This is a genomic window from Nocardia acididurans, assembly GCF_016741815.1.
GTDB classification, from domain to species: Bacteria; Actinomycetota; Actinomycetes; order Mycobacteriales; family Mycobacteriaceae; genus Nocardia; species Nocardia acididurans.
The window spans coordinates 698,477-715,966 of sequence record NZ_JAERRJ010000001.1; the positions used below are offsets into that span (position 1 = coordinate 698,477).

The following is a 17,490-nucleotide window of genomic DNA, read 5'->3' on the forward strand; positions in this document are numbered from 1 at the left end:
TTTCAGTGCAGTATCTGCTCCAGTACCGCGCGATGCGTCGGCGCGGCCTCGCTGTGCAGTTCCCGTCCCTTGTCCGTCAGGCAGACGAAGATGGCGCGCCGATCCTCGGTACAGAGGGTGCGGCTGACGAGCCCGTCCCGCTCCAGCCTGGCCACGGCGCGCGAGAGCGCGCTCTGACTGAGGTGGATGTCGTGGGCGAGGTCGCTCATCTTGTAGTTCGCGCATCCGGCGTCGATGAGACGGTCGAGAGTTTCGAATTCGCTGAGCCCGAGTTGGTGACGGCCCTGCAGTTCCTTTTCCAGAGCGCAGGAGGTCGTCGCGTGCCGGGCCAGCAGGTCGCGCCATTCGGCGACCAGCCCGGTGGCACCCGTGCGCGGGTCCGTCGGCTGCTCGACAGGCGCTGTCGGCTTCGGCATGACCAGATCCTAGTCCTCCGAGTCAATTCATGCAAACGCATTTAATGCTTGTGCATTTGATGCGTGTGCATGTACTGTCCGATCTCGTGACTTCCACCGAGACCCTCCGGCCCGCCAAGGGCCCTGCCGCCCTGGACGATTCGTCCCAGTGGCCGATCCGGCTGTGGGGCATGCTCATCACGCTCTGCATCGTGCTGTTCCTCGACGGCCTCGACGTCTCCATGATCGGCGTCGCGCTCCCGTCCATCGGTTCCGAACTCGACCTGGAGACCTCCACGCTGCAGTGGCTGGTCAGCGGTTACGTCCTCGGCTACGGCGGCCTGCTGCTGCTGGGCGGACGCACCGCCGACCTGCTGGGCCGACGCAAGGTCTTCCTCATCGCCCTCGCCGTCTTCGCCCTCGCCTCGCTGGCGGGCGCACTGGTCAGCTCCGGGCCGCTGCTCATCCTGACCCGCTTCATCAAGGGCCTGGCCGCCGCGTTCACCGCGCCCACCGGCCTGTCCATCATCACCACCAACTTCCCCGAGGGACCGGCGCGCAACAAGGCGCTGTCCATCTACACCGTGTTCGGCGCGGGCGGCTACTCCATGGGCCTGCTCTTCGGCGGACTCATGACCGGTCTCGGCTGGCGCTGGACCTTCCTGCTGCCCGTCCCGATCGCGCTGGCCGCCCTGATCGCGGCGTTCTACCTGGTGCCCAAGGACAAGCACGTCGAGGAGGGCGGGCACGACCTGCTCGGCGCGCTGCTGTCCACCGCGGGCATGCTGCTGCTGGTCTACACCGTCGTCACCGCGCCCGAGGTCGGCTGGACCTCGTTCCGCACCCTCGGCTCGTTCGCGGCGGTCGTCATCCTGTTCGCGGCCTTCGTCGCGGTCGAGAAGCGCGTGCGCTACCCGCTCATCCGCCTCGGAATCCTGAAGAAGGGCACGCTCGTTCGCGCCAGCCTGGCCATCATCGCGGTCGGCGGCTCGTACTTCAGCTGGCAGTTCATCACCACCCTGTACCTGCAGGACACCCTCGGCTGGTCCCCGCTGAAGCTGGCCCTGGCGCTGCTGCCGGTGGGTCTGCTGGTGGTCGCCTCGGCCTTCGTCTCCGACAAGCTGGTCGACCGCTTCGGCACCGGTCCGATCATCGCGGTCACCATGGTGGTCATGGGTATCGGCTACCTGCTGTACCTGCGCATCGACACCGACCCGAACTACCTGACCGTGCTGCTGCCCGCCGTGCTGCTGGTCGGCATCGGCTGGGTCGGCTTCCCCGCCATCAACATTCAGGCCACCAGCGGTATCGACGACGACGAGCAGGGTCTCGCCGCCGGTGTGCTGCAGACCGCCATGCAGGTCGGCGCGGCCATCGTGCTCGCGGTGACCACCGCCATCGTCACCTCCGGCGCGCACACCGACAAGAGCCCGCAGGCCATGCTGGACACCTACCGTCCGGGCCTGGAGTTCGCCGCCGGCGTCGCCATCGTGGGCGCCCTGGTCGCGCTGACGGTCTTCCTGCCGAACCTGCGCGCCCGCCGCGCCGCTGAGCGCGAGGCGGAGGTCGAACTGGTCGGTTGATGCCACACCCTTCGCGCCGGGCTCGCTCCCTCATCCTTGCCCGGCGCGGAGGTTCTCGGGAAAAGCGTTGGGGCGCACCGTGTTGGGCGGTGCGCCCCGACGCTGTTCAGAGATTCACGTAGATCGAATCGCTCGTACCCACCAGCGCGGGCACGGCCGGACCCTGCCCGAACAGCACGAACACCGCGGGTTCGGTGGCCTCGGGCAGCGCGCCGTCGTAGTGCGCGGTCCCGGCCCGGCGCATCGAGAACTCACCCGGCCGCATCGGAATCGCCTGGGCGAGATCGATTTCCGGCCCCGCGCCCACCGTCCAGATCCCGGACACCGTGACCGCGAACCGATCCACCTCGTAGGTGTGCGGCGCGCTCATCCAGCCCGGATACCAGCGGGCGTAGCAGGCGTAGAACTCCGGCCGCAGATACGAACCGACCAGCGGAGCCATCTCGAAGGACCGCGGCGGCGCACCCGGCGCGGGCCGCCACTCGGCCTCGTCCGGGCCGATGACCGTCGTCCCGAGGCCCGGTATCCGGCCCATGACGTCGATTCCCAGCGATTCCGGCGGACGAGCTCGCTTGGCTGCCATACCGAGAGTGTAGGAACCGCGACCGTATCCGCAGGTCTACAGGTCGGCCAGGCGCGGCGCGGCGGCATCTTTGTCCGAGCGGACGAAGGTCAGCGGTTCGCCGTTGCGCCCGACGGTCGGCCATTCGATGCCGATCTCGGGGTCGAAAGCGTCCAGATCCCGGTCGAATTCGGGCGAGTACTCCAGCGAGCACAGGTAGTTGACCGTGGAGTTGTCCTCCAGCGACAGCAGCGCGTGGCCCAGCCCCTCGGCCAGGAAGACCGACTTGCGCTCCACATCGTCGATGATCACCGCGTCCCACGTCCCGAAGGTGGGCGAGTCGCGGCGCAGGTCCACCACCACGTCCAGGAACGAACCGCGCACGCAGGTCACGTATTTGGCCTGACCGGGCGGGGTCTCGGTGTAGTGGATGCCGCGCAGCACGCCCGCCGCCGAGGTGGAGATATTGACCTGCAGCAGGTCGAACGGCCGCCCCACGGCCTTCTCGAACTCCGACGCCTTGAACGACTCGTAGAAGACGCCGCGGTCGTCGCCGTGCAGGCGCGGGGTGAACTCCCACGCCCCCGGTACGGCCAGTTCGCGAATTCGCATGCTCACTACTCCCAGGTCCGCCCGTGCTCGAGCAATTCGAGCAGATATTTGCCGTAGCCGGAGCGCACCAGCGGTTCGGCCAGTGCGCGCAGCTGATCGTCGTCGATGAAGCGCTGCCGCCAGGCCACCTCCTCCGGCACGCCGATCTTGAGGCCCTGGCGTTCCTCGATGGTGCGGACGTAGTTGGCGGCGTCCAGCAGGGAGTCGAAGGTGCCGGTGTCCAGCCAGGCGGTGCCGCGGGCGAGGACCTCCACGCTCAACCGGTTCTGCTCCAGATATGCCCGGTTGATATCGGTGATCTCGTATTCGCCGCGCGCGGACGGTTTCAGGTCGCGGGCGATCTCGACGACGTCGTTGTCGTAGAAGTACAGGCCCGGGATCGCGTAGTTGGAGCGCGGGACCTTCGGCTTCTCCTCGATGGAAATGGCCTTGCCGTCGGCGAATTCGACCACGCCGTAGGCGGTCGGGTCCGACACCCGGTAGGCGAAGACCGCGCCGCCGTCCAGTTTCTCGAAGCGGTTCAGGCTGGTGCCGAGACCGCGGCCGTGGAAGATGTTGTCGCCCAGCACGAGTGCCGCGCGGTCGGTGCCGATGTGGTCCGCGCCGAGCACGAACGCCCGTGCCAGGCCGTCGGGTTCGGGCTGCACCACGTAGCTCAGGTTGAGCCCGAACTGCGAACCGTCGCCGAGCAGCCGCGTGAAGGCGTCGGAGTCCTCGGGGGTGGTGATGACCAGGATGTCCCGGATGCCGGCCAGCATGAGGGTCGACAGGGGGTAGTACACCATCGGCTTGTCGTAGACCGGGACCAGCTGTTTGCTCACCCCGCGCGTGATCGGGTGCAAACGCGACCCAGTGCCGCCGGCCAGGATGATTCCGCGCATGTCACAGCAGTCTGCCAGTTCGGTCGCGGGCGGGCGCGGCCAGGTGCCGACTGGACGGCGAATCGATTACAGCCGTTTACCGCTCGATACCGGCGGGCAGAAAGTGTTGCGTAGGTCACGTTCTCGTGGTGTTCTGAAACAACACTATGTGAGATGTCAGCGCCGACTCTCGCGCGCCGGGTGCCGAGCCAGCAGCTCGTCCCCGGACGAACGGCTCGGCGCGCCAACAATGAGGTAGGTGCGCGATGGCTATGGACCACGGAAACCCCGCGGCGGCCCACGGCAATTCGGCAATGTCCCACGGCGATCCGGCCCGGCGCGACGGGCTGCGCGCGGTCGGCGGCGAAACCCGGCTGCGCGCCCAGGTCATTCCGGCCGCACCGGGCGGCGCCGCGGCGAGCGCCTATCGCCTCGCGCCACAGATCGCCGACGACCACCCGGTGGCCAACCCGCACGGCATCAGCGCCTACGCCCGCGCCCTCGCGATGGCCTGCCGCACCATGATCCGGCCCATGGGCGAACTGGTGCCCGTCAACGCCATCTCCATGGCCATCGCCGGACCGGTCATCAACAACCTGGCCAAACTGCGTCCCGGCCCGCAGGGCGTGGAACGGGAACAGGTGCAGCTCAACGGCTTCCGCATGGAGATCGTGCGCCCCGCCGGAGCCCGCCGCGCACTGCGCGACGGCGCGGTCATGTACATGCACGGCGGCGGGTTCTTCCTCTGCGGCCTGGACACGCACCGGCCGGTCGTGGCCGCCATCGCCCGGCGCACCGGCCTGCCGGTGGTGAGCGTCGAATACCGGCAGCTGCCCGAAACCGATATCGCGGGCGGCGTCGACGACTGCCTCACCGCCTACCGGTGGCTGCTGCAGCACGGCGTCGACGCGTCCCGCATCGTGTTCGCGGGTGACTCCGCCGGTGGCTACATGACTTTCGCGACGGCCCTGCGCGCCCGCGACGCCGGACTGCCGGTGCCCGCCGGACTCGTCGGCCTGTGCCCGGCTCTGGACCTGGACTGCGCCGAGAAGCGCGCGCATCCCAACTACCACCGGGACGCGCTGATCCCGTTGTCCGCCTTGGAATCCGTGGTGAAGCTCGGCGCGGAGCGCGACGGCCGCCTGGATCCGGGAATGTCACCGGTGAACGCCGCGCTGGTCGGGCTGCCGCCGACACTGCTCATCATCGCCGAGGACGAGGTGCTGCGGCGCGACAGCGAGATCATGGCGCAGCGGCTGGCCGCCTCGGGAGTGCCTGCGACGCTGGAGATCTGGCGCGGGCAGGTGCACGCGTTCATGGCCATCTTCCCGAGCATGCCGGAGAGCCGGGCGGCGCTCGCGCACGTGGCGCAGTTCGTGCGCGGGTGCATCGAGGTCGCGGAGGAGGCGCGCACCGCGTAAGCATTGCGCCGGAACGCGAGAACCCCCGCCCGGGTGGTCCGGGCGGGGGTTCTGTCGGCTGGTGCCGCGAGAATTACTTCTTGCCGGGGGTCATGCCGGAGTTGACGGTGGTGAAGTACTGCACGGCGGCCAGGATGGCGACCGGAGCGGTGATGAAGATCTGACCGATCAGGGTGCCCAGGAAGCCGATTGCGGCCATACCGGCGATGCAGCCGACGACCGCGCCGGGCAGCGCGCCGAACATCGCCGACAGCGCACCGGTCAGACCGGCCAGGACGACGCCGCCGATGATGCAGCCGATACCGGCGCCGGCCAGACCGCCGACCAGGGTGCCGATGGTGGCGCCCATGCCGATGGTGTCCTTCAGTCGGTTGAAGGCAGCCTGCTCACGCTCGTAGTCGTTCTTCCAGGGAGCCTGGTCCTCGTAGGGCAGTGCGACCGGCTTGTAGACGGCCTTCTCCACGCTGAACTCGGGGGTCAGGGTGGCGGTGTTTCCGGCGATGTCCGCGGCGATCGGGAACTCGAAATCGTCCACACGGAACTTCAGCTCGGTGCCCGCGACCGTGGTGCCGTTGGCGGCCTTGACCTTGAAGACACCGTCTTCGACAACCATGGAACCGGCATCCGTGCGGATGATGGTCTGGGTCTCGGTGGCGGTGGCGGAGTAGTTGATCACGCCGGAGTCGGCGGGCGCGGCGGCCGGCTCCGCGTTGACGGTGCCGGCGGTGATGCCCATGGCAGCGATCAGCAGTGCCGAAGTCGCGGCGAATTTCCTCATCAGCATTTGGTGAAACCTCATCGAAGAGCTCGGGGGGACACGAGGAATCGAAATCGAGGACAGCTAACGAGCGGTGAACCCATCGTGACCGTTCGTTCAAATTCTGTTCACCGCTACGATCGCGGGGTTCGCCAGGTTTTGGAAATGCACTGCGTGCGTACGGTTTTCAGGGTTGCCGACGGGCCCGATGTTTGTCACCGAGCGGCATCTTTGTGATGAAGGTCACAATGTTCTCGTGATAATTCGCAATGGGCCGGTCGTGAAAGTCGCAGGCTCACCGAGAAATTGCGACATTTTGGAAGGATCGTGTGTTTCCGCGACGAAATATTGTTTCCACCCCGTGTCCGAATCCGCTCACGAGAGCGCGGGCTGCGGTGTAATGCGGTTAACGAAGCGGCCCGTGCGCGGCCCGCTCCGCCCGGCGACGTAGTGTTTCGGGTGTGCGACTGCTCGTAACCGGCGGCGCCGGCTTCATCGGCGCGAACTTCGTTCACCAGACCGTGACGCGTCGTCCCGGCGTACACGTCACCGTTCTGGACAAACTCACTTACGCCGGGAATCGGGCATCCCTCGATCCCATCGCGGGTGACATCGAGTTCGTGCACGGCGACATCGCCGACAACGCGCTGGTGGACCGGCTCGTCGGCGGGGTGGACGCGGTCGTGCATTTCGCCGCCGAATCACACAACGACAATTCGCTCGCCGACCCGTGGCCGTTCGTCCAGACCAATATCGTCGGCACCTATTCGCTGCTCCAGGCGGTGCGCAAGCATCAGGTGCGATACCACCACATCTCCACCGACGAGGTGTACGGCGATCTGGAACTCGACGATCCCGCCGCATTCAGCGAGAACACGCCCTACAACCCGTCCAGCCCCTATTCCGCCAGTAAGGCGTCCAGCGACATGCTGGTGCGGGCCTGGGTGCGTTCCTTCGGCGTGCAGGCCACACTCTCCAACTGCAGCAACAACTATGGCCCGTATCAGCATGTGGAGAAATTCATCCCACGCCAGATCACCAATCTCATCGACGGTGTCCGCCCGCGTCTCTACGGCGCCGGCCATCAGGTCCGCGACTGGATTCACGTCGACGACCACAACACCGCCGTCTGGGAAATCCTGCAGCGCGGCCGAATCGGCCAGACCTACCTCATCGGCGCCGACGGCGAACGCGACAACAAGTCCGTGGTGCAGCTCATCCTCGAAGCCTTCGACCGCAACCCCGCCGACTTCGACCACGTCACCGACCGCCCCGGCCACGACCTCCGCTACGCCATCGACTCCACCCTGCTCCGCACCGAACTCGGCTGGGAACCCGAATACCGCGACTTCCGCAAGGGCCTGGACGCCACCATCGATTGGTACCGCGACAACGAATCCTGGTGGCGCCCCCAGAAATCCGCCACCGAGAACGCCTACGCCGCCGCCGGCGAAAAGGTGCTCTGACGCGAACTCCCCAGGCGGAACCGACCCCGCGGGTCAGCCCCAGACGATGGTGCAGTACTTGATGACCGCCGCGAGCAGTGCGACTCCGGTGGCCCCGATGATGACCAGGGCCGGGCCGCGGGAGGGGGTGCGGCCGCGGGCGTCGGTGAGCCGCAACGGCATCCAGCGCAGGATCACCGCCAGTGCCAGCAGGGTCAACGGGACGAAGTAGCGGCCCTGGACGCCGTCGATGATGAAGTAGCCGACGGGCGTGAAGGACATGTACAGGGTCACGTAGATCATGGCGACGCTGGCCAGGATGGTCAGGCCCACCAGGGTCGTGCGCAGCGTGTTCGCGCCGCGCGCGCCGAAGCGGTCGGCGATGCCGATGCTCAGGGCGAAGGCCAGCAGGCTCGCCAGGATGGTGATGGCGGGGACGTCGATGTAGGCGAAGCCCAATTCGCCGAAGTACTGGGTGAACCAGCGCTGGTCACGGCGGGCGATGCTGTCGCCGAAGGTGCTCAGGAACTGGATCGGATCGCCGAGGATCTCCTTCAGCTGATCGCCGGGACGCACACTGCCCCACTGGTTCTGCGGGCGCATGAGGCTCATGCCGTCACCGGTCGGGGCGGCGATGCGCATCCACAGGGCGAAGGACACGCCGCCGATCAGTGCGCACAGCCACGGCAGTACCCGCTGCCAGACCGCGGGCTTCTCGGCACTGCCGAAGCCGAAGCGTTGCGCGGGGATCAGCACGGTCAGCATGGCGAGCAGGACGTAGGTCGGTTTGCACACCGGCAGCAGCACGGTGGCCGCCAGCGCCGCAACGGTTTCCGGTTTGGTGAGCCGCTGCCCGAGGAACAGCGCCTTCACCATGACCGCCGACACCAGCAGGGCCAGTGCGTTCGTGACGGTGTCCGCGGTGACGGTGCCCGCCTGGAAGACCGCGATCGGCAGCACCGCGACGGTCAGCGCCAGCCACTGGATGCGGTGCCCGCGCAGGATCCGCACCGCGAAGCCCACGATGGCCAGGTAGGCGAGCAGTCCGGCCCAGCGGGCGGCCAGCACCGTGCCGCCGACGCTCAGGTCGAGGGCCTCCGCGATCCGCAGGCCCGCCGCCTGCGGCAGATACGGGACGGGGGAGTAGGCGGCGGTATTGGTGAACCACACCTTCTTCGGCTCACCGGTCACCGCGGCCGCGCCGAGCCGGTCGTAGGCAGCGCGATCGGCGACCATCGGATCCGGTTCGTCGGTGTTGTTGTTGTAGTCGTCGAACGCGTGCGTCATGAGCGCGTCGATACTGGCGGGCAGGTAGCCGCCCCAGGCCGGGCCGCGATCGTCCGGGATCTTCTCGGGGGTGAATCCGCCGTGCGCGACCTGGTAGGCCCGCCCGAACTGGGTGATCTCGTCGTGGCCCCAGAACGGCGGCGTCACCACCGAGAACACGGCCCCGAAGACACCGGCCAGCAGCAGGAAAACCAGTGCGGCGGAACCGAATCGCCGTTCGATGCGGATGACCGCGCCGCGCAGTCCGGTCGCCTTCGCCGTCGGTGCGGCCGGGGCGATCTTCGCCGGCGCCGCCACGGTGGCGTCGGCCGCGCCGTTCGAGGCGGCCTTGGTGAGGCTCGTCGTCTCGGTGCTGTCGTTCTCGCTCGCTTCGGTGACCACGATGTCCGATTCTGCTGGACGTTCGTCCCGAACCGTCATCGACGCGACCCGTTCGCCGCTTCGATCGCCGATTCGTTCGCGCCGACCGCCGAGTACCGCAGGTAGATGAGCCGCGCGGCCTCGTGCCGGGAGCGGCGGATACCGTCCAGGATCAGTCCGGCCGTCCAGGCCAGGCTGCCCAGCAGCATGAGCGTGAAGCCCAGGAACAGCGTCGGGAACCGCGGCACCTCGTGGATCCGATAGAACTCGATCACTATCGGCGTGATGAGCACGACCGAGATCAGCCACAGCAGCGTGCCGAACAGGCCGTAGAACGCCACCGGCCGCTCGTGCCGGGCCAGGCCGACGATCAGGTTCAGGATCTTGAACCCGTCGTGGTAGGTCCGCAGCTTGGACTCGCTGCCCGCGGGCCGATCCCGGAATCCGACCGGTACCGCTGTCTGCGGCACCCGCAGATGCTGCGAGTGCACGGTCAGTTCGGTCTCGATCTCGAATTCACGCGACACCGCCGGGAAGCTCTTCACGAACCGCCGCGAGAACACGCGGTAGCCGGAGAGCATGTCCTCGACGTTCTCGCCGAACACCTTGCCGACCACACCGTTGAGCACCTTGTTGCCGGTCTCGTGCCCGGCCCGGTACGCCGACTCGCCCTCGATCTCGCGGCGCACGCCCAGTACGTGGTCGTACGGTCCGGCGAGCAGGGTGTCGATCATGAGCGGCGCGGCGGCGGCGTCATAGGTGTCGTCGCCGTCGATCATCAGATAGATATCGGCCTCGATATCCGCGAAGGCCCGGCGCACCACATTGCCCTTGCCCTTGCGGTATTCGGTACGCACGATCGCGCCGGCCTCGCGCGCCCGCTCGGCGGTCGCGTCGGTGCTCCGGTTGTCGTACACATAGACGACGATTCCCGGCACGGCGGCCTTGAGGTCGGTGACAACCTTCGCCACCGCGGCCTCTTCGTTATGGCACGGCACAATGGCGGCAATACGGAGCTCGGTGGAGTCCACCCGGTCAATCCTCTGATCGGAAGGTCGAATAACGAACACGGGGAGGGTACCCGTTCACCCGGGATGTTTGCGCACCCAGTCCGGTACCGTCGGCCGATGTGTCTGCGAGTGAGTCCACGATGACCGAACCGAGTTCGGGAACTTCCCTGATCGACAAGGTCCGCGGTCTGCTGCGCAAGGGCGGCGCGTTCCTGGTCGTGGGGCTGATCGGACTCGGCGTCGACATGGGCGTCTACAACGCGCTGGTGTTCTGGGGCGGGCACGGCCCGCTGGCCGAGCACCCGGTGCCGGCCAAGGCCATATCGATCGCGGCCGCCACCGTGGTCACCTATTTCGGCAACAAGTGGTGGACCTACAACGACCACGACGACTCCGGTAGCGGCCGCGGAATTGCGGTCTACGCGGTGATCAATCTGATGGCCATCGGCCTGCAATTGAGCTGCCTAGGATTCTCCCGCTACGTACTCGGACTGGACAGTCCGTTGGCGGACAACATCTCCGGCGTCTTCGTGGGCCAGGCGGTAGCAATGGTGTTCCGATTCTGGGCCTACGGCAAATTCGTGTTCCGTGCTTAATTGCCCTGCGCTTCGCTCCGGGCGGGTTCGCGGCCCTGTTACCCCGATTCTTCCCTCCTCCGCTCCTCCGCTTCGCTCCCCCGCTCCGTCAGTCCAGAATCGAGGCGGGCCGCGAACTTGACGGCCCGGACCGCAGCGGAGGCCATTGAGCGCTGATATTCTCGCCCGGGCCGAGCGTGATTGTGGGTGTGCGTCCACGTCGGATGTGCCGGTGTCTGTTGTGATCAAAGGATGTCGAGGGATTCATGGATGCGTCGGCTGGACAAGCCGTGACCGAAATCAATGACCGGCAGGCCGCCGGGGCCCCCGCGACGTTGCGCGCCGACCATGTCGCGCCCGAGCGGCTGGTCCTGGCCCGTGGCGTCTTCACCGGGCCCGCGCCGCGGATCAGCCCCGAGCTGTACGCGGTCGTGAAGGGCAAATCCCATCGGGAACGCTTCACACTGCAGCTCGACAAGGGCGCGCACGCCCATACCAACACCTACTTCGGCCGCTTCGCCGCCAGCTACTGGCAGCGCTGGACGCATGTCACCGAGGTCGAGGTGGCCATGACCCTCGAGGTCACCGGCAAGGTGAAGGTCAAGCTGGCCGCCTCCGATATCGCCGGGCATCGGCGCGTGGCCGACACCGTGCAGGTGCGCGAGACCGGCCGCGTGGTCCTGCGCGCCAAGCTGGACATGTTCATCGACGGCGGCGCGCTGTGGCTCGAATTCGACGCTGTCGGTGGCGATGTCACCATCAGCGATCTCGAATGGTCCGCGCCCGCGCCCGATCACGTGCGCCCGGTCGCCATCGCCATCTGCACTTTCAACCGGGCCGAGGACTGCGCGAACACGGTGGCGGCGCTGGCCTCCGACCCGACCGTGCTGAACGCGATCGACGCCGTGTACGTGGTGGATCAGGGCACCGATCTGGTGCAGGACCGGCCGCTGTTCGGCGAGACCGCGCCGAAGTTCGGGGACAAGCTGCGCTACATCCGGCAGCCGAATCTCGGTGGCGCGGGCGGCTTCACGCGCGGCCTGTACGAGGTGTCCGCGGCCAACGAGCACGCCGACGTCATCCTCATGGACGACGACATCCTGTGCGAGCCGGAAACCGTGCTGCGGTTGAACGCCTTCGCCAACATGACCGTCGAACCGACCCTGGTCGGCGCGCAGATGCTGTTCCTGTTCAACCCCGACTACCTGAACGTCGGGGCGGAGGAGACGAACCTCGCGAAACTGCGCCACGGCCAGAAGGTTTCGAAGGCGCTGCGCAACACCAGCATGCTCAAGAAGAACCAGGAGCGGCGCGTCGACGCCGGTTACAACGCCTGGTGGACCTGCCTCATCCCGGCCGAGGTGGTCAAGAAGATCGGGCTGCCTGTGCCCATCTTCTTCCAGTGGGACGACGTGGAATACGGCCTGCGCGCCCGCGAGAACGGCTTCGTGACGGTCACGCTGCCGAACGCCGCGGTGTGGCACGCCGACTTCTACTGGAAGGACTTCGACGACTGGGCGCGGTACTTCTCCTCGCGCAACTCGTTGATCGTGTCCTCCCTGCACACCGATCTGGATCCGAAAGCCGTTACCCGCCAGCTCTTCCGAGAGATCAGCGAGTACCTGGTCGGCATGCAGTACGGGCTCGCGCACACCACGCTGCAGGGCATCGAGGACTTCCTGCGCGGCCCGGAAGCCCTGCGCGACGGCGGAATCGAGGCGCTGGCCAAGGCACGCGGTTCCCGCAACGACTACCCGGAGACCATCAAGCATCCGGCCGCCACCTCCCCGGTTCCCAACGCGCACATCCACTTGCGCCGGGCCGGCGGTGAACCCAGCCGCCCGCTGCTGATCCTCATCAAGCGCGCCATCACCCAGTGGACCGGCCGCACCATCCCGGGCGTCGTCGGTATCACCCGCGAGGACGCGCACTGGTGGCACATCGCGCTCTTCGACCACGTGGTGGTCACCGACGCCTCCCAGTCGGGCGTGCGAGTTCGCAAGCGGGACAAGGAAACCGCCCGCCGCCTGCTGCGCCGCGCCTACAAGGTGCTCAAGCAGCTCCGCAAGGACCTGCCCGCGCTGCAGCAGCGCTGGCGGGCCGCCGTCCCCGAACTCACCAGCCGCGAGAACTGGGAACGCCTCTACGGCATCGACAAGAACAACAGCGAGCAGAACTAGCCGCAGGCAGAATCACGCCGTCCCGGAATACGATTCCGGGGCGGCGCTTTTCATGCGTCCAGCGGTGTCGCCAGCAGCGCCCGCGTCGCGGCGACCAGATCCGCGTCCAGCCACTCCGGCAGTTCGCCGGTGTGCGCGTGCCTGCGCAGCGTCGCGTACGGCAGATCCACCACCGCGCGCGCGACCGCCTCGGTTTCCCGTGCCCCGTCGGATCCGTAGACCGCCAGCGCCACCCGCTGCACCTGTGCGATGAGCGGTGCGTTCATCCCCGCGAGCCGTTCCCGGAACTCGGTGTCGGGCGCGCCGTCGAGCATGTCGGAGACCCGCAGATTCAGCATCAGCTTCGCGTCCTCCGGGTAGCGGCGGCCGAAGGTGATCGAGGCCGCGCTCATACCCACGGCCGCTTCGATCGGATCCTCGATCTCGGCCGCTTCGAGCACCAGGGCCTGAAACCGTTCCAGCGCGCGGATCCACGCCGCGGTCAGCACGCCGTTGCGGTTGCCGAAGCGGTGGTACAGCGTGCCGACGGGTGCGCCGCTGGCCGCCGCGATGGCCGCGACGCTGGCCGCCCTGGGTCCTTCCTCGAGGACCAGTGCGCGCGTTGCGTCGAGGATCACGTCGGTGTCGTGCTTCCGGGGAGGTGCCATGAACTAGTACAGTCCTTCTATATGGAGCGTTTGCCCTATATCGATCAGCATTCCAGAATAGTCGCCGCCGACCGTGCGCAGACATGGGCCGCCCTGCTGCGAGCGGTCTGCAAGCGCCCGGATGATCATGCCAGCTCGTCTATCCAACAGGATTGGTCTCGGGCCTCTGAATGGCTTGTCATGCCGCAGGGATTCGTCCTGGAGGAAGCCGACCCGCCGAAGAGACTCGCCGCCAAGGGTGAGCACTGGTTCTCCCGCTACGGCATCGTCTTCACCCTCGACGAGGCCGACAGCACGCACACCCGCCTGACCATCGACAGCTACGGCGCGTTCCCCGGCATCCACGGCCGCGTCTACCGGGCTCTGGTCGTCGGTTCCGGCGGCCATCGCGTCATCGTCCGGGAAATGTTGCGCCGCATGGCCTCTCAGGCCGAGAAGGCCGCCGCGATGGAGCGGCGATCATGATCCCCGGCCAGGTCTGGGGCGCGCGCCCCGAGGAACTGCTCGCCGAACTGCCGTGTGACAGTGAGCTTTCCGGCCGCCTCACGGTCTGCGACCGCGTGGTCTCGGTGGATGCCCCGCCGGCGACCGTCTTCGCCTGGCTGTGCCAGCTGCGCGTGGCCTCCTACAGCTACGAGCTCCTCGACACCCCACTGCGCCGCCGCCCCCGCACCCGCGACCCCGAACTCGCGAATCTCGCGGTGGGACAGCGCTTCATGCGCCTGTTCGATCTGGTGAACTTCACCCCCGGCGTCCAGCTCACCCTGCTCACCGATCAGATCGCGGTCACCTACGCGACCCGCCCCGATCCGATCGGGCCGGGCACCCGCCTGCACTGCCGCGTCTGCTTCGCGGGTTCCCGCCTCGTCGCCGTCCCGCTGGCTGTCGGCGACTTCGTCATGATGCGCAAACAGCTGCTCAACTTGAAGGAATTGGCTGAGCGCTCTCGTGATCGATGCGGGTGACGTAGCGGAAGTGGGTTTCGCCGGGTTTCAAGGTGGGCGGTTCGTATTCGAAGGTGCCGTCGCGGCCCAGTCGCGGCGGCTTCTGCTCCCAGGTGGGCGGCTCGTAATGGGCCGGGCAGCCCACCGTCACCTCGGCCGTGCCGCGGGCGGGCACATCGGTTGTCGCCTCTATCGTGACGGGCAGCCCCGCGAGTCCGGAGCACAGCACCTTGGAGGTCACCCGGTAGCGGTCGTCGGTGTCGTTCACGCAGGTCTTCTCGACGCACGAGACGCCCGGCGCGAGTTCCTGCGCGGCGGCCTGCGGTGCGGTGATCGCGGCCGTGACCGCGAACAGGGCGGCGAGGCCGAATCCGGCGGTGAAACGCTTCTGCACCATGCGAATGAACTCTCCTCGATCAGCTTCTGAACGGACATATCGGTAATCGAGGAGAGTCCGCTACGCGACTGCGTTCGCGCAGAATGCATTTCGGGTCACAGGAAGAGGTCGGTGGTGAGCGGACCGTCGCCCGGGGTCACCCGATACTTGTCCAGATCCGTGATGCCCTGAGCCGCGAGCACCTCGTCGTCGATGAAGAAATTGCCGGTGTTGTCCTTGGCGGGTGAGGTCAGCACCAGGTAGGCGGCATCGGCGTAGATGTCCGGGGTGCGCGAGGTGGAGATCATCTCCTTGCCGCCGAGCAGGTTCTCCACCGCCGCGGTGGCGATGGTGGTGCGCGGCCACAGCGAGTTCACGCCGATCCCGTACTTGCGTAGCTCCTCGGCCAAACCCAGTGTGGTGAGCGACATTCCGTACTTGGCGATGGTGTAGCCCAGGGACGCGCCCGCCCATTTCGGATCCAGGTTCAGCGGCGGCGACAGCGTGAGGATGTGCGGATTGCGCCCGGCCTCCGCCGATTCCTTGAGCGACGGGATGCTGAGCTTGGACAGCAGGAAACTGCCGCGGCAGTTGATGTCCTGCATGAGGTCGTACTTCTTCATCGGCAGCAGTTCGGTGGGGGACAGGTCGATCGCCGAGGCGTTGTTGACCACCATGTCGATACCACCGAACCGTTCGATGGTCTGCCGCACCGCGCCGGCCACGGCCTCGTCGTCGCGGATATCGCCGACGATCTTGAGTACCGAGCCTCCGGCCTGCTCCAGTTCCGCGGCCGCCGTGTGAATGGTGCCCGGCAACTTCGGATGCGGCACATCGGTTTTCGCGATCAGCGTGATGTTCGCGCCGTCGGCGGCCGCCCGCCGGGCGATCTCCAATCCGATTCCGCGACTGCCACCCGACATGATCATGGTCCGCCCGGCGAGAGGCTTCAGTGCTTCCGTCATCGGTTCAGCTCCTGTTCTCCGTGCTTCCACCCCGGTTCCGATCATCCGCGCGTGTGCCGATGCGCGGGGTGAAAACCCTCCTAACCGGACATTAGGCGTGTCGTGCCAGATATGCAACTAGTTTCATAAGGGGTAGTGCTGGCGCTACCGTCCGGCGTCGGCTGCCACCACCCACGATTCGGGTGCGTGCGGCATGGGCGCGCGGCCTTCGGATTCCTAGGCTCGTAGGAGCCGGAGAAACCCGGCCTGAACAGGAGGAACGGCTAACATGACCAGCTTCCGGCGGTACGGCGTCCGCACAGCGTTGAGCGGGCTCGGCATCGTCGCCATCCTGGCCGCCACGGCATGCGGAACCGGCGACACCGGGTCCGAGCCGACCACCGCGCCCGCGTCACCCGCACTCATGAAGGCGTTGAACGACCTGGTGCAGAACGGCTTTCCGGGTGCCCAGGTCACCGTCGACGGACCGGGCGGGCACCGCACCGTGAGCGCCGGCGCGGGCGATCTGGCCACCGGCGCGCCCATCACCGACAACTCGCACGTCCGCATCGGCAGCAATACCAAGACCTACGTGTCCACGGTGCTGCTGCAGCTCGTCGCCGAGGGCAAGGTCGAGCTGGACGCCCCCGTCGAGCGCTATCTGCCGAATGTGGTGCGCGGCAACGGCAACGACGGCAATCGCATCACGGTGCGCCAGCTGCTCCAGCACACCACCGGGCTGCCCGAATATCTGGCCGGCGGCAGCCCGGAGCTGCGCGCCGCCACCGGCACTCCGCAGTTGGAGGTGCTGAGCGACGAAATACGCCGCCGGACCTACACCCCCGAGGAACTCGTCGCCATCGCCATGCGGATGCCGCCGCAGTACGAGCCCGGCGCTCGCGCGGTGTACACCAACACCAACTACATCCTGCTCGGCATGCTGATCGAGAAGGTCACCGGACGTCCGCTGACCGAGGAGATCACCACCCGCATCCTCGAGCCGCTCCACCTGCGCGACACCTACTTCCCGGCGGCCGATGACACCGGGATCCGCGGCCCGCACCCGGCCGGATATCAGCAGATCGACGGTAAGCGAACCGATTTCACCGAATCCAATGTGAGCTGGGCGGGCGCGGCTGGAGCCATGATCGCCACCCCGTCGGACCTGAACCGCTTCTTCACCGCCCTGCTCACCGGAAAGCTGCTGCCCCCGGCCCTGCTGGAGCAGATGAAGCAGACGGTCCCCTTCGACCGCATGCCCGAATCCGGCTACGGCCTCGGCCTCATCCGCCACAACGTCAGCTGCGGCAAGGAGGTGTGGGGTCACGGCGGCAGCATCCCCGGCTTCGGCACCCGAACCGGCGTGCTGACCGACGGCACCGCCGTCGTCCTCACCGTGAACCAGCTCCCCGTCGACCAGGCCACCGACGCACTCGAGGCCAAGGCGTTCGACGCCGCCATCTGCGGCTGACCGCCGTAGCCATTCCCGCCCGAACCCACCCGGCGGGGTGCGAGAACCGTGCCCCGCGAAT

At 67.3% G+C, this 17,490-nt stretch carries 18 protein-coding genes; 8 read left to right on the top strand and 10 right to left on the bottom strand.

Annotated features, from left to right (window positions below; genetic code table 11):
• Nucleotides 1-2: 2 nt before the first annotated feature.
• Nucleotides 3-416, bottom strand: coding sequence for a MarR family transcriptional regulator (locus tag JK358_RS03150; protein WP_201943287.1), 414 nt, complete (start codon nucleotides 414-416; stop codon nucleotides 3-5).
• Nucleotides 417-475: 59 nt separating this feature from the next.
• Between JK358_RS03150 and JK358_RS03155 the strand changes: the two genes are divergently transcribed.
• A complete protein-coding gene (locus JK358_RS03155; RefSeq protein ID WP_372440592.1) occupies nucleotides 476-1,978 on the top strand; it encodes an MFS transporter in 1,503 nt (500 codons plus the stop codon).
• 106 nt (nucleotides 1,979-2,084) lie between these two features.
• Here JK358_RS03155 and JK358_RS03160 read toward each other — a convergent pair whose 3' ends face one another.
• Genes JK358_RS03160 through rfbA form a run of 3 tightly spaced genes read right to left on the bottom strand, consistent with a single transcriptional unit; the run spans nucleotide 2,085 to nucleotide 4,033 of the window.
• Nucleotides 2,085-2,561 carry a cupin domain-containing protein gene (locus tag JK358_RS03160; protein ID WP_201943289.1) on the bottom strand — a complete coding sequence of 159 codons (477 nt, stop codon included), beginning with the start codon at nucleotides 2,559-2,561 and terminating at the stop codon, nucleotides 2,085-2,087.
• Between the two features lie 36 nt (nucleotides 2,562-2,597).
• A complete protein-coding gene (locus JK358_RS03165) occupies nucleotides 2,598-3,152 on the bottom strand; it encodes a dTDP-4-dehydrorhamnose 3,5-epimerase family protein (protein WP_201943292.1) in 555 nt (184 codons plus the stop codon).
• Between the two features lie 5 nt (nucleotides 3,153-3,157).
• Nucleotides 3,158-4,033: a glucose-1-phosphate thymidylyltransferase RfbA gene (rfbA, locus tag JK358_RS03170; protein ID WP_201943293.1), complete on the bottom strand. Its 876-nt coding sequence runs from the start codon at nucleotides 4,031-4,033 to the stop codon at nucleotides 3,158-3,160.
• A 245-nt stretch (nucleotides 4,034-4,278) separates the two neighbouring features.
• On the opposite strand from rfbA, the gene JK358_RS03175 reads away from it, so the two are divergent.
• Nucleotides 4,279-5,433, top strand: coding sequence for an alpha/beta hydrolase (locus tag JK358_RS03175; protein WP_232850589.1), 1,155 nt, complete (start codon nucleotides 4,279-4,281; stop codon nucleotides 5,431-5,433).
• A 73-nt stretch (nucleotides 5,434-5,506) separates the two neighbouring features.
• Here the strand turns inward: JK358_RS03175 and JK358_RS03180 are convergent, their stop codons facing one another.
• Nucleotides 5,507-6,217 (bottom strand): DUF8020 domain-containing protein, encoded by a 711-nt coding sequence (locus tag JK358_RS03180; protein WP_201943295.1) that lies wholly within the window; start codon nucleotides 6,215-6,217, stop codon nucleotides 5,507-5,509.
• Between the two features lie 434 nt (nucleotides 6,218-6,651).
• Between JK358_RS03180 and rfbB the strand changes: the two genes are divergently transcribed.
• Entirely contained in the window at nucleotides 6,652-7,656 is a 1,005-nt protein-coding gene (gene rfbB / locus JK358_RS03185) for a dTDP-glucose 4,6-dehydratase (RefSeq protein WP_201943297.1), read from the top strand.
• A 33-nt stretch (nucleotides 7,657-7,689) separates the two neighbouring features.
• Here rfbB and JK358_RS03190 read toward each other — a convergent pair whose 3' ends face one another.
• Together JK358_RS03190 and JK358_RS03195 are read right to left on the bottom strand one after the other, a co-directional pair.
• On the bottom strand, nucleotides 7,690-9,303 hold the full coding sequence (locus tag JK358_RS03190) for a DUF2142 domain-containing protein (protein ID WP_307817261.1): 1,614 nt from the start codon (nucleotides 9,301-9,303) through the stop codon (nucleotides 7,690-7,692).
• A gap of 35 nt (nucleotides 9,304-9,338) precedes the next feature.
• The gene (locus JK358_RS03195; RefSeq protein WP_201943301.1) at nucleotides 9,339-10,313 is read right to left on the bottom strand and encodes a glycosyltransferase; all 975 of its coding nucleotides are present in this window, start codon (nucleotides 10,311-10,313) and stop codon (nucleotides 9,339-9,341) included.
• 119 nt (nucleotides 10,314-10,432) lie between these two features.
• On the opposite strand from JK358_RS03195, the gene JK358_RS03200 reads away from it, so the two are divergent.
• Together JK358_RS03200 and JK358_RS03205 are read left to right on the top strand one after the other, a co-directional pair.
• The gene (locus tag JK358_RS03200) at nucleotides 10,433-10,888 is read left to right on the top strand and encodes a GtrA family protein (RefSeq protein ID WP_201943303.1); all 456 of its coding nucleotides are present in this window, start codon (nucleotides 10,433-10,435) and stop codon (nucleotides 10,886-10,888) included.
• A 245-nt stretch (nucleotides 10,889-11,133) separates the two neighbouring features.
• Complete coding sequence (locus tag JK358_RS03205; RefSeq protein WP_201943305.1) at nucleotides 11,134-13,047, top strand: glycosyltransferase; 1,914 nt, start codon at nucleotides 11,134-11,136, stop codon at nucleotides 13,045-13,047.
• A 50-nt stretch (nucleotides 13,048-13,097) separates the two neighbouring features.
• Here the strand turns inward: JK358_RS03205 and JK358_RS03210 are convergent, their stop codons facing one another.
• On the bottom strand, nucleotides 13,098-13,694 hold the full coding sequence (locus JK358_RS03210; protein WP_201943307.1) for a TetR/AcrR family transcriptional regulator: 597 nt from the start codon (nucleotides 13,692-13,694) through the stop codon (nucleotides 13,098-13,100).
• Between the two features lie 21 nt (nucleotides 13,695-13,715).
• Here JK358_RS03210 and JK358_RS03215 point away from each other — a divergent pair, with 21 nt between their 5' ends.
• Nucleotides 13,716-14,159, top strand: coding sequence for a hypothetical protein (locus JK358_RS03215; RefSeq protein WP_201943309.1), 444 nt, complete (start codon nucleotides 13,716-13,718; stop codon nucleotides 14,157-14,159).
• Nucleotides 14,156-14,659, top strand: a complete 504-nt coding sequence (locus tag JK358_RS03220) for a hypothetical protein (protein ID WP_201943311.1) — start codon at nucleotides 14,156-14,158, stop codon at nucleotides 14,657-14,659. Before JK358_RS03215 ends, JK358_RS03220 begins: the two co-directional genes overlap by 4 nt.
• On the opposite strand, the gene JK358_RS03225 is transcribed toward JK358_RS03220, so the two are convergent.
• Both JK358_RS03225 and JK358_RS03230 read right to left on the bottom strand, forming a co-directional pair.
• A complete protein-coding gene (locus JK358_RS03225) occupies nucleotides 14,613-15,035 on the bottom strand; it encodes a hypothetical protein (protein WP_201943313.1) in 423 nt (140 codons plus the stop codon). The two genes, JK358_RS03220 and JK358_RS03225, sit on opposite strands and share 47 nt — an antisense overlap.
• Nucleotides 15,036-15,130: 95 nt before the next feature.
• Nucleotides 15,131-15,979, bottom strand: coding sequence for an SDR family oxidoreductase (locus JK358_RS03230; RefSeq protein WP_201943315.1), 849 nt, complete (start codon nucleotides 15,977-15,979; stop codon nucleotides 15,131-15,133).
• Between the two features lie 268 nt (nucleotides 15,980-16,247).
• On the opposite strand from JK358_RS03230, the gene JK358_RS03235 reads away from it, so the two are divergent.
• Nucleotides 16,248-17,429 carry a serine hydrolase domain-containing protein gene (locus JK358_RS03235; protein ID WP_201943317.1) on the top strand — a complete coding sequence of 394 codons (1,182 nt, stop codon included), beginning with the start codon at nucleotides 16,248-16,250 and terminating at the stop codon, nucleotides 17,427-17,429.
• Nucleotides 17,430-17,490 lie beyond the last annotated feature (61 nt).